At 71.7% G+C, this 12,330-nt stretch carries 9 protein-coding genes; 6 read left to right on the top strand and 3 right to left on the bottom strand.

The features are described from left to right. The first annotated feature begins 55 nt into the window (after window positions 1-55). From VMR06_RS17050 to VMR06_RS17030, 5 genes are all read left to right on the top strand, one after another. Window positions 56-1,609 (top strand): AMP-binding protein, encoded by a 1,554-nt coding sequence (locus VMR06_RS17050; RefSeq protein ID WP_325378563.1) that lies wholly within the window; start codon window positions 56-58, stop codon window positions 1,607-1,609. Between the two features lie 2 nt (window positions 1,610-1,611). Next, window positions 1,612-2,568, top strand: coding sequence for an NAD-dependent epimerase/dehydratase family protein (locus VMR06_RS17045; RefSeq protein WP_325378561.1), 957 nt, complete (start codon window positions 1,612-1,614; stop codon window positions 2,566-2,568). Window positions 2,569-2,734: 166 nt separating this feature from the next. Next, on the top strand, window positions 2,735-3,694 hold the full coding sequence (locus VMR06_RS17040) for a glycosyltransferase family 2 protein (protein ID WP_325378559.1): 960 nt from the start codon (window positions 2,735-2,737) through the stop codon (window positions 3,692-3,694). Continuing rightward, window positions 3,684-4,070: a GtrA family protein gene (locus VMR06_RS17035; RefSeq protein ID WP_325378556.1), complete on the top strand. Its 387-nt coding sequence runs from the start codon at window positions 3,684-3,686 to the stop codon at window positions 4,068-4,070. Before VMR06_RS17040 ends, VMR06_RS17035 begins: the two co-directional genes overlap by 11 nt. 15 nt (window positions 4,071-4,085) lie before the next feature. After that, window positions 4,086-5,501 carry a deoxyribodipyrimidine photo-lyase gene (locus VMR06_RS17030; RefSeq protein WP_325378554.1) on the top strand — a complete coding sequence of 472 codons (1,416 nt, stop codon included), beginning with the start codon at window positions 4,086-4,088 and terminating at the stop codon, window positions 5,499-5,501. A gap of 16 nt (window positions 5,502-5,517) precedes the next feature. Here the strand turns inward: VMR06_RS17030 and VMR06_RS17025 are convergent, their stop codons facing one another. Then, window positions 5,518-5,838: a hypothetical protein gene (locus VMR06_RS17025; RefSeq protein WP_325378552.1), complete on the bottom strand. Its 321-nt coding sequence runs from the start codon at window positions 5,836-5,838 to the stop codon at window positions 5,518-5,520. A gap of 146 nt (window positions 5,839-5,984) precedes the next feature. Continuing rightward, window positions 5,985-7,511, bottom strand: coding sequence for a threonine ammonia-lyase, biosynthetic (ilvA, locus tag VMR06_RS17020; RefSeq protein ID WP_325378549.1), 1,527 nt, complete (start codon window positions 7,509-7,511; stop codon window positions 5,985-5,987). Between the two features lie 102 nt (window positions 7,512-7,613). Between ilvA and VMR06_RS17015 the strand changes: the two genes are divergently transcribed. Further along, window positions 7,614-10,907 (top strand): S41 family peptidase, encoded by a 3,294-nt coding sequence (locus VMR06_RS17015; protein WP_325378547.1) that lies wholly within the window; start codon window positions 7,614-7,616, stop codon window positions 10,905-10,907. Between the two features lie 68 nt (window positions 10,908-10,975). Here the strand turns inward: VMR06_RS17015 and VMR06_RS17010 are convergent. Further along, the coding region (locus tag VMR06_RS17010; RefSeq protein ID WP_325378545.1) for a hypothetical protein at window positions 10,976-12,330 on the bottom strand (1,355 nt) is incomplete at its 5' end.

Genomic DNA, 12,330 nt, shown 5'->3' with positions numbered 1-12,330 from the left:
GCGCCGACCGGCGATCGTCTGTGCGCCGCGCTCCGGCAGGGATATAGGGCCTGTGATGAACAAACCCCTCTGGGAACCGAGCGACGAGCGCATCGAGCGCGCGAACCTCAACCGCTTCATGCGCTTCGTGCGCGAGCAGACCGGCAACGAGGACATCCGTCGCTACGCGCCGCTGTACGACTTCTCGATCCGTCACCCGACGCGCTTCTGGCCGCTGGTCTGGGAGTTCTGCGGCATCCGCGCCAGCGGTGATTTCGAGCCGGTGCTGACCGAAGCCGAGCACATGGCCGATGCGCGCTGGTTTCCGGAGGTCCGGCTCAACGTCGCGCAGAACCTGCTGCGTCATCGCGACGATCGCATCGCGCTGATCGACCGCGACGCGCACGGCGCTCAGCGATCGCTGAGCTACGCGGCGCTGCACGGCGAGGTCGCGCGACTCGCCGCGGCGCTCGGCGCGTCCGGCGTCGCCAGCGGCGACCGTATCGCGAGCACACTCCAGGGCGGTCTCGAGCGTGTGATCGCGCTGCTCGCGACGACCGCCGTCGGCGCGATCTGGGCGCCCTGCCCGCACGACGGCGCCGGCCTGCCGGACACGACGTATCTCGCCGCGCTCGCGCCGAAGCTGCTGTTTCTCGGCGGGGAACGCGCGGTCGCGTCTGCGGCCGCCCTGCGCGAGGCCGCGCCCTCGATCGGCACGATCGTCACGACGGCGAGCGCCGCAACGGCACCCGGCCTGGTGACCTGGGACGCGTTCGCGGCCGGCGATGCGCAGCACCCGGCTTTCGAGCCGCTGCCGTTCGCGCATCCGCTCTACGTGCTGCCGGCCGCGGTCGCCGCGAGCGCGACCACCGAAGGTCTCGTGCACGGCGCCGGCGGCGTACTGATCCAGCACCTCAAGGATCTCGTGCTGCAGCTCGATCTCAAGCGCGAGGACCGCATCGTCGTCGCGACCGGCGACCTGGCGACCTGGCATTGGCTGGTATCGGCACTGGCGGTCGGCGCGACGCTGGTCTTCGTCGACGAGGCGACCGCGGCCGGTAGCGAGGCGCTGTGGAACGTACTCGACGAGATCGGCGCCAGCGTGCTGGTCACGCGCAGCGACGCGCTGGCCGCGTCGGCCGCGGCTGGGCTCGCGCCGATGCAGACGCACAAGCTGCAGCACCTGCGCACGATCGTCGTGACCGGGCCGGTGCCGCCGCCGGAGGCCTACGACTACGTCTACACGGCGATCAAGCAGCGCGTGCTGCTCTGCGCGGTCGCCGGCGGACCGGATCTGCTGTCGTGCCTGGCGACCGGCAATCCGCTGCTGCCCATCCACCGCGGCGAGCTGCAGGGCCGCAGCCTGGGCCTGCGCGTCGAGGTGATCGACGCCGACGGCCATCCACAACGCGACCGCAGCGGCGCGCTGGCCTGTCTCGCACCGTTTCCGGCGCTGCCGCTCGGCTACTGGAACGACGCCGGCGGCCAGCGCTATCGCCGCGACGGGTTCGCCGGCGCGCCCGGCAGCTGGCGTCCGGGCCTGCAGGCGCAGCTGACGCCACGCGACGGACTGCTGGTCTCGACGACGGCCGCGTGGCCGGTGGCCGCATCAGCCGCCAGCGCCGCCTGACGATGGCATCCTCGCGCAGCGCCGCCGATGGCGTGCTCGTGCTCGGCTCGGCCGGCTTCACCGGCCGTGCGATCGTGCGTCATCTGGCCGGCAGCGGCCGTCCGATCGTCGCGCTCGGACGCTCCGAGCGCGTCGGCCGCGACGGCGCGGTCACGCGCGTGCGCGGCTCGATCGAGGACGCCGGCCTGCTGGCCGACCTGCTCGGCCGGTGCCGCACGGTCGTGCACACGGCCAGCGTCACGACGCCCGGCACCTCGGCGCGCGAGCCCGGCCTCGAGGTGCTCGGCAATCTGCTGCCGCTCAGCCGACTGCTCGAACTCGCGCCGGCGTTTCCGGACCGCGAGCTGATCTACCTGTCCTCGGCCGGCGCGATCTACGGCGACGGCGCCGACGGCGCCGACGAGGACACCGCGCTGCGGCCGCGCTCGTACTACGGCGCCGGCAAGGCCGCCGCCGAAGCATTCGTGCATGTGTGCACCGCCACCACGAGCTGGCGCGCGGTCGCGCTGCGGCCGACCAATGTCTACGGACCCGGACAGACCGTCGGCACCGGCTTCGCGATCGTGCCGACGCTGTTCGGCCGCGCGATCGACGGCACGCCGTTCCCGATCTGGGGCGACGGCTCGAGCGTGCGCGACTACTGTCACGTCGACGATCTGGCGCGTCTGGTCGCCACGATCGTCGCGGCCGGCTGCCCGGCCGGCTTCAGCCGCTACAACGTCGCCAGCGGCCATGTCGCATCCGTGCTCGAGCTGATCGAGGCCTGCTCGCAGACCTGCGGGCGCCCGATCGCGGTCGAGCGCCTGCCGCCGCGCGGCGTCGACGTCGCGCGCGTGGCGCCGGACGGACGCGCCGTACAGGCCGATTTCGGCTGGCAAGCGACGATCGATCTGGCTGCCGGACTCGCCGATACCTGGGCCTGGTTCCGGGAGGACGGTACGGGCGGCGGCGCGCGGTGACGTGAGCGACCCCGTGCGCGCCGAGCCCGAGCTGCCGATCGGCGTATCGAGCCGATCGCATGCGCAGCCGGACTGCGCAACGCGGCGATCGTTCGCATGGCACGGCGCCATCCTCGTCCGTCCCCGGGCAGGCTAGACTTCCCGGCCCGTTCCTCGCCGTACGCCCATGGATGCCGCCTCTCCCGCCCTGGATGTCTCGATCGTCGTGCCGGTCTACGGCGGCAGCGCCGCGCTGCCCGAGCTGCGCGAACGCGTCGCGGCCGCGATGCGTGCTGCGGGCCTGCGCCATGAGCTGATCCTCGTCGACGATCGCGGCCAGGCCGAGGCCTGGCCGACGATCCAGGCGCTCTCGGCTGCGCATCCGGAGGTCGTCGGGCTGCGCCTCTCGCGCAATTTCGGCCAGCACGCGGCGACCGTCTGCGGCATCGCCGAGGCGCGCGGCGCCTGGATCGTGACGATCGACGACGACCTCGAGCATGCGCCCGAGGCGATTCCGGCCCTGCTCGCCGCCGGCAGCGCCGACACGCCGCTGGTCTACGGCACGTTCGCGCAACGCACCCATGCCGGCTATCGCAACCTCACCTCCGAGCTGATGCGCCATGCGCTCAAGCGCGCGTTTCCGGACCTCAACGAGTCCTACACCTCGTTCCGCGCGATTCATGCGCCGCTGGCGCGGCATCTGGTCGCGCTCGGCCACAACCGGCCGTACATCGACGGCATGCTGTCGTGGCTGACCTCGAGCGTCGCGACCGTGGAGGTCAGCCATGGCGAGCGCCAGCACGGGCGCAGCACGTACACGCTGCGCAAGCTGATCTCGCATGCGCTGAACATCTTCGTGACGTTCTCGCATCTGCCGCTGCGCGTGGCGACCTATGGCGGCGGCGTGCTGGCGGCGATCAGCTTCGTCTATCTGGCCTATGTCGTGATCGGCCGGCTGACCGGTCACATCACCGATCCGGGCTACACCTCGCTGATGTCGGTGGTGCTGCTCGCCTGCGGCATCCAGCTGCTGATCCTCGGCGTGATCGGCGAGTACATCGGGCGGCTGATGAGCGCGGCGTACCGGCGGCCGGTCTACATCGTCGCGCATCGCATCGGCCGGAACGACGGCGCCGATGAGCGCTGATCTGCGCCGCCGCGTCGCCGGCGAGTTCGTGCGCTTCCTGATCGTCGGCGGTACCAATACCGCGGTCGCCTATGCGCTGTACCTGCTGCTGCTGCGCTGGCTGCACTATCCGGTCGCCTACAGCCTGGCGTATCTGGCCGGCATCTCGGTCGGCTATTTCATGAACACCTGGTTCGTGTTCCGGCAGAAGCCAAGCCGCCGCGCCGCGCTGCGCTATCCGCTGGTCTATCTGGTGCAGTACCTGTTGAGCCTGCTGGTGCTGCACGTCGCGGTCGATCTGCTCGGCGTGCCGGCCTGGCTCGCGCTCGCCTTTGCGATCGTCGCGACGATCCCGGTCACGTTCGCGCTGTCGCGCCTGATCATCCACGCACGCTGACGAGCACGCCGAACGATGAGCACGGCGATCGTCTGGTTCCGCCGCGACCTGCGTCTCGACGACAACGGCGCCCTGCAGGCCGCTTTGGATGCGCACGATCGCATCGTGCCGCTCTACATCGACGCACCGGACGAGGACGCGCCGTGGGCGCCCGGTGCCGCGAGCCGATGGTGGCTGCACCACGCGCTCGCCGCGCTGGATCGGCGCCTCGCCGAGCGCGGCGCCACGCTGCACCGGCTGCGCGGCCCGAGTCTCGACGCGTTACGCGCCGTGATTCACGCCAGCGGTGCCGTCGCGGTCCATGCGCAGCGGATCTACGAGCCGATCGCCGCCGCGCGCGACCGCCGCGTGAGCGATGCCCTCGCGCGCGACGGCGTCGCGATGCACCTGGCGACCGGCGCGCTGCTGACCGAACCGCAGGCCGTCGCAACCGGCGCCGGTACGCCGTACCGCGTGTTCACGCCGTACTGGCGCGCCGCGCGCGCGCTGCTGCGGCCGCGCGCGCCGTGGACGGCACCGGCGCGCCTGCCGTCGGCATCGATCGACGCTTCGCTGCCGCTCGAGGCATTCGGCCTGCTGCCGTCGATCCGCTGGGATGCCGGCTTCGACGCGGCCTGGCAGCCCGGCGAAGCCGGCGCTCAGCAGGCGCTCGAGGATTTCCTCGGCATACCGCTGCGCGAATACGCCGAGGCACGCGACCGCCCCGACCAGGTGGGCACTTCGCGCCTGTCGCCGCATCTGCACTTCGGCGAGATCTCGCCGAACCAGGTCGCGCACGCCGTGCTGCGCAAGGCCGCCGACCTCGATGCCGGCGCGCGCCAGGGCGCCGAAGCGTATCTGCGCGAGCTCGGCTGGCGCGATTTCTCGCAGTATCTGCTGCACCACAATCCGACGATGGCCGACCGGCCGCTCGATCCGCGCTTCGAACGTTTCGCCTGGGTGCCGCGCGACCATCATGCGCAGCGGCGCTGGCAGCAGGGCCTCACCGGCATTCCGATCGTCGACGCCGGCATGCGCGAGCTGTGGACGACCGGCTGGATGCACAACCGCGTGCGCATGCTGGTCGCGAGCTTCCTGACCAAGAACCTGCGCCAGCACTGGCTCGACGGCGCACGCTGGTTCTGGGACACCCTGGTCGATGCGGATCTGGCCAACAACTCGCAGGGCTGGCAATGGACGGCCGGCTGCGGCGTCGACGCCGCACCGTATTTCCGCATCTTCAACCCGGTCACGCAGGGCCTCAAGTTCGATCCACACGGCCACTACGTGCGGCGCTGGATCCCGGAACTCGCCGGCATCGCCGCGCCGCTGGTGCACCAGCCCTGGCACGACCCGGACCTGCTCAGGCGCAGCGGCTATCCGGCGCCGCTGGTCGATCTGGCCGAGACGCGCACGGCGGCGCTGGCGGCGTGGAAGTCGCTGGGCGGCTGACTCATCGGCGCAACGCTCAGTCGTGCCGAGACGTCGATCGTGCTCTGGCTCGCAAGCGACGGATCGGCGCCGACAGCAGCGCGAAGACAATGCAGTAGAGCGATACGTCAGCCAATGCGACCGTGGCGAACAGCCAAGCCGGGAACGTCGGCGGGTCCGCACGGTAGTGAAGCACCGCTGCCATCCAGACGAGGATCTGCGGCACGGCATAAACCAAGGAGACCGTACGCCGATCGCCACGTAGGCGCCGCGCGACCGTCTGGCCTGCGTGGATCCAATTGAGCACGACCGTGGCCGACGCCAGGAACAGCAGCAACGCGGAAAGCGTAGCGATCATCTCAGTCCCTTCTGCGTCGCTTCATCGATCCCTTCTTCAAGTCCATTGCTCCGCACATTCGGCTCCGTTCCACGACTGCTCTTATTGTGTTTTGGTCACGGACGCGATCTCAAGAACGTCCATCCGCCGCCAAAGCTCCGTTACGCTCAACCGCGCAACAGCAACCGGTACGCCGGATTCTCGCTCTCGTCGGTGTACGCATAGCCGAGCTGCGCGAGGAACGCGGGCCAGGCCGCGCGGTCGCGCTCGGGCACCTGGATGCCGACCAGAATGCGGCCGAAGTCGGCGCCGTGGTTGCGGTAGTGGAACAGGCTGATGTTCCAGGCCGGGTCGAGCGCGTCGAGGAAGCGCGCGAGCGCGCCGGGGCGCTCGGGGAAGTCGAAGCGGCACAGGCGTTCGTCGACGGCCAGCGGCGAGCGGCCGCCGATCATGTGGCGCAGGTGCAGCTTGGACAGCTCGTCGTGCGTGAGGTCGAGCGTCGCGAAGCCGTGCGCGCGGAAATGCGCGGCGACTGCGGCGCCTTCGTCGCGCGCGCCGATCTGCAGGCCGACGAAGATGCGCGCCTGATGCGGATCGTCGATGCGGTAGTTGAACTCGGTGATCGCGCGGCCGCCGAGCAAGGCGCAGAAGCGGCGGAAGCTGCCGCGCTCCTCGGGGATCGTCACCGCGAGCAGGGCCTCGCGCGATTCGCCGACCTCGGCGCGTTCGGCGACGAAGCGCATGCGGTCGAAATTGAGATTGGCGCCGCTGGCGATCGCGACCAGGCCGGCGCCTTGCAGGCGCTCGCGCTCGGCGACCTGCTTGAGTCCGGCAACCGCGAGCGCGCCGGCCGGTTCGAGCAGGCTGCGCGTATCGGTGAAGACGTCCTTGATCGCGGCGCACAGCGCATCGGTGTCGACGCGCTCGATCGCATCGACGTGCCGGCGGCACAGCGCGAAGGTTTCCGCGCCGACCTGCTTGACCGCGGTGCCGTCGGAGAACAGGCCGACGTCCTCTAGCATCACGCGCTCGCCGCACTCGAGCGAGCGCGCCATCGCGTCGGAGTCGGCGGTCTGCACGCCGATCACGCGGATCTCGGGCCGCAGCGCCTTGACGTAGGCGGCGACGCCGGCGATCAGGCCGCCGCCGCCGACCGGCACGAAGATCGCGTCGAGCGGACCGGGGTGCTGGCGCAGGATTTCCATCGCGACCGTGCCCTGGCCGGCGATGACGTCGGCATCGTCGAACGGATGGACCAGGGTCAGGCCGCGCTCGGCGCCGAGCGCGACGGCATGGCGATACGCATCGCTGTAGGACTCGCCGGCCAGCACGACCTCGACCGCGTCGCCGCCGTGGCTGCGCACCGCGTCGATCTTGACGCCCGGCGTCGTCACCGGCATCACGATGACGGCGCGGACGCCGAGCCGGCGCGCGGCCAGCGCGACGCCCTGGGCGTGATTGCCGGCGGAGGCGGCGAAGACGCCGCGCGCACGCTCCGCTTCGCTCAGCCGCACCATCTTGTTGTAGGCGCCGCGCAGCTTGAACGAGAACACCGGCTGGTTGTCCTCGCGCTTGAGCCAGACGCGGTTGCCGAGACGCGCCGACAGCGCCGGCGCGTAGTCCAGCTCGGTCTCGCGGGCGACGTCGTAGACGCGCGCGGTCAGGATCCGGCGCAGGGTGTCGTGATCGGTCATCGTGCACGGCAGCATAGCAGCGCCTGCCACCTGCCAGATGGCAGGGGTGGGACCTCGCGCGCCTCGGTACCATCGCCTCTTTCGTCCCTGCCGGAGCCCACGATGACGCTCTCCCGCCTTGCCCTCGGCCTGCTGGCCCTGACCGCCGCGACGGCGCAGGCTGCCGACGGCTACTACCGGTTTCCGGCGATCCGCGGCGACACGGTCGTGTTTACCGCGGAGGGCGATCTGTGGACCGTGGCCGCGGCCGGCGGCAGTGCGCGGCGGCTGACCAGCCATCCGGCCGAGGAGACGCGTGCGGCGATCTCGCCGGACGGCCGGCGCGTCGCGTTCTCGGCCAATTACGAGGGTCCGACCGAGGTCTACGTGATGCCGCTGGCCGGCGGCGAACCACGGCGCCTGAGCTTCGACAACGGCCGCACGCTGAGCCTGGGCTGGACCGCCGACGGCCAGGTGCTGATGACCGCGATGGATGCCAGCGGCCTGTCCTCGCAGCGCGTGATCGTGCGCGTCGATCCGGACAGCGGCGCGCGCACGGTGCTGCCGCTGGCCGACGCCAACGATGCCGCGATCGATCCGAGCGGCCGCTGGGTCTACTTCATCCGCTTCGGCCTGTCGGTGACCGGCGACAACGCGCGCGGCTATCGCGGCGGCGCGCTCGGCCAGCTGTGGCGTTACGACCTGACCGGCCACGCCGAGGCAGAGCGGATCGGTCCGCGCGCGGAAAACCTGCGCCGCCCGCAGTGGTGGAACGGCCGCGTGGTCGTGATCAGCGATCGCGATGGTCGCGACAATCTGTGGTCGCTGGCCGCCGACGGCAGCGATCCGCGCCCGCTGACGCAGCGGCGCGATTTCGACGTGCGCACGGCCAGCCTCGACGGCGACCGCGCGGTCTATCAGGCCGGCGCCGATCTGCGCGTGATGGACCTGCGCAGCGGCGAGGACCGCGTGCTCGGCATCGGCCTTGCCGGCGATTTCGACCAGCGTCGCGAGCGCTGGCTCGACAAGCCGCTGCGCTATCTGGAATCGGCCAGCCTGTCGGCCGACGGCGAGCGGCTGGCGCTGACCGCGCGCGGCCAGATCGCGCTGGCCGGCACCGGTCCGCTGCGTCGCGTCGACGTCGCCGCGGCGACCGGCACGCGCGTGTCGAGCGCGGTGTTCAGCCGCGACGGGCAATGGATCTATGCGATCAGCGACGCGAGCGGCGAGGAGGAGGTGTGGCGCTTTCCGGCCGACGGCAGTCCCGGTGCGAAGGCGCTGACCGACGACGGCGATACGCAGCGCTGGGGCCTGTACCTGTCGCCGGACGGCAAGCAGCTCGCGCACGACGACAAGCGCGGCCGGCTCTGGCTGCTCGACCTGGCCAGCGGCCGCAATCGCCTGATCGACGACGGCGGCAAGGACGGCAACGAAGGCTACGACGACGTCGTCTGGTCGCCGGACAGCCGCCATCTTGCGCTGGTGCGCCTGTCCGACGATCGCGACCGCGATCGCAGCCGGCTGGCGCTGTACTCGCTCGACGGCGGCACGCTGCAGTGGCTGACCAGCGCCAAATACGCCTCGGCCTCGCCGGCGTTCAGTCCGGACGGCCGCTGGCTGTGGTTCCTGTCCGACCGCCAGTTCAACCTGGCCAACGGTTCACCGTGGGGCGACCGCAATACCGGTCCGGTGTTCGACCGGCGCACGCGCCTCTACGCGCTGGCGCTGCAGGCGGGCAACCGCTTTCCGTTCCAGGCCAAGGACGAGCTGGCCGCCGGCCAGCGCGACGAGGCCAAGGACGAGAAGGACGACAAGAGCGGCAAGGACAAGGACGACAAGAAGTCTCCGAAGCTGCCGGCGATCCAGCGCGAAGGACTCGCCGAGCGGCTCTACGAGCTGCCGCTGCCAGCCGGCGACTACCGCGCCTTGCGCGCGAACGACAAGCGGCTCTACGTACTCGACCGCGAAGGCGGCAAGACCGTGCTGAAGACGACCGCGATCGGCAACGAGGACATCAAGCTCGAGACCTTCACCGGCGACGTCGCCGAGTACGCGCTGTCGGCCGACGGCAAGAAGCTCTACTTCCGCAAGTCCGGCCCGAGCCGCGACGAACCCGGCCTGATGGCGATCGTCGAGGCCGGCGCGAAGGCGCCGGATGATCTGGGCAAGGCGACCGTGCGCGTCGGCGACTGGAACCTGCGCGTCGATCCGCGCGCCGAGTGGCGGCAGATGTTCGACGACGCCTGGCGCCTGCATCGCGATCACTTCTTCGACGCGAAGCTGCGCGGCGTCGACTGGGCCGCCGTGCGCACGCGCTACGCGCCGCTGGTCGAACGCCTGACCGACCGCAGCGAGCTCGACGATCTGCTCGGCCAGATGATGGGCGAGCTCGGCGCGCTGCATTCGCAGGTCGGCGGCGGCGAGCTGCGCGAGGGCGCGCCGGTGCCGGAGACGGCCGGACTCGGCGCGCGCTTCGAACGTGCCGACGGCGGCTGGCGCATCGTGCGGATCTACCGCACCGAGGCCGAGCTGCCGTCCGAGCGCGGACCGCTGCAGCAGCCGGGCATCGACGTGCGCGAAGGCGATCTGCTGGTCGCGATCAACGGCCGGCCGACTGCCGACCTGCGCGATCTGTCGGACCTGCTGCGCGGCCAGGCCGGCCAGCAGGTGCTGATCGAGGTGCGCCGCGGCGCGGCCGCGAGCCGGCGCTTCGTCGTCGTGCCGGCCAACGGCATGCGCGAGTCGGGCCTGCGCTACAACGACTGGGAGCAGGCGCGCCGCGAGCGCGTCGAGCAGGTCGGCGGCGGCCGCATCGGCTACCTGCACCTGCGGGCGATGGGGCCGGGCGACATCGCGACCTTCGTGCGCGAGTTCTACGCGCAGTACGATCGCGACGGCCTGATCATCGACGTGCGCCGCAACCGCGGCGGCAACATCGACAGCTGGATCGTCGAGAAGCTGCTGCGCCGCGCCTGGGCGTTCTGGGCGCGGCCCGATGCGCCGCCGTACACCAACATGCAGCAGACCTTCCGCGGACACCTGGCGGTGCTGACCGACGAGCTGACCTATTCGGACGGCGAGACGTTCTCGGCGGCGGTCAAGGCGCTCAAGCTCGGGCCGCTGATCGGCACGCGCACCGCCGGCGCCGGGGTCTGGCTGTCGGACCGCAATGCGCTGATCGACCGCGGCCGCGCGCGCGTCGCCGAGTTTCCGCAGTACGGCGTCGACGGCCAGTGGCTGGTCGAGGCGATCGGCGTGGAGCCGGACATCCACGTCGAGAATCCGCCGCATGCGACGTTCAACGGCGAGGACCGTCAGCTCGACCGCGCGATCGGCTATCTGCAGGACAAGCTGCGCAGCGATCCGGTGCCGGCGCTGACGCCGCGGCCGATCCCGGGCCTGCCGATGCGCGACTGACGCAGCCGGCGCCGCGGGCGATCGCGGCACGGCCGGCGGCGCAGCGTGCCGCCGGCCGATGCGCCGGCTCAGGGCTCGAAGCCGTACGCGAAGATGCGGTCGCTGTGCGTCCAGCGCGCGATCTCGACCGGCTCGCTCCAGTAGCGGTCGATCGCGCCATTGCCGAGCTGGCCGTAGGCGCCGTTGCCCCAGCAGCGCGTGCGGCCGTCGACGTGCGTGGCACAGCTGGTCTCTTCGCCGAGCCGCAGCGCGGCGACCGGCGCGTCGAGGCCGAGCACCGCCACCGGCAGCCGCCGCGTCGTCGTGCTGCCGTCGCCGAGCTGGTAGCGATTGTTGTAGCCCCAGCACACGGCCTGGCCGTCGCCGCGCAGCGCGCAGCCGTGGTAGTCGCCGACCGCGAGCGCGGTGACGCCGGCGGCCAGCCCGTCGACGCCGGTCGGCAGCGGCCGCGTCGTCACCGTGCCGTCGCCGATCTGGCCGCTGCTGTTGTAGCCCCAGCAGCGGACCTGTCCGCCGGTCGTCAGTCCACAGCTGTGCTCGCCGCCGGCATGGACGGCCGCGTAGGCGACACCGGCATCGGCGACCGCGGTCGGGATCAGCCGGTCGGTCGTGCTGCCGTCACCGACCTGGCCGCGGTTGTTGCGCCCCCAGCAGCGCAGCGTGCCATCGGCGAGCCGCGCGCAGGCGTGCTGCTGGCCGAGACTGAGCGCGACGACCCCGCTCGACAGGCCGGCGACCGGCGTCGGCGCGTTGCGGTCGACGAGGCTGCCGTCACCGAGCTGGCCGACCTGGTTGCGGCCCCAGCACCGCACGCCGCCGCCGGCGTCGAGCGCGCAACTGAAGGACAGGCCGGCGGCGATCGCGACCGCGTCGTCGAGCCCGGCGACGCGGACCGGCGTGCGCCGCGTGATCGTGGTGCCGTCGGCGACCTGGCCGTACTGGTTGCGGCCCCAGCACCAGACGCTGCCGTCGCTGCGCACCGCGCAGGCGTGATGCTCGCCGGCCGCGACCGCGCGCACGCCTACTTCGAGCCCCGCGACCGCGCGCGGACCGGCCTGGTCGACGCCGTTGCCGCTGCCGCTGGTCATGCCGTCGCCGACCTGGCCGTAGACATTGGAGCCCCAGCAGGCGGCGCCGCCCTCGACCGTCGTCGCGCAGCCGTTGCGCGCGCGCAGCGACAGCGCGGCGGCCGGCATCGGCAGACCGCCGATCGGCTGCGGCCGCGTGCTGTAGCCGAGGTTGCCCCAGCTGGTGTCGCCGTAGCCGCCCTTGCCGTATTCGGTGCTGCCCCAGCAGCGGATCGCATTGGCGCTGCCGCGCACGCAGGTATGGTCGGTGCCGGCGGCGAGCTCGAGCACCGGTCCGGACAGGCCGGCGACCGCGACCGGACGGTTCGCGCTGGCGGTAGTACCGTCGCCGAGCT

Origin of the sequence: Dokdonella sp., assembly GCF_035511235.1 — a bacterium.
Classification (GTDB): Bacteria; Pseudomonadota; Gammaproteobacteria; order Xanthomonadales; family Rhodanobacteraceae; genus Dokdonella.
The sequence above is the reverse complement of the archived record's forward strand: the minus strand, read 5'-3'. Positions and strand labels throughout refer to the sequence as shown.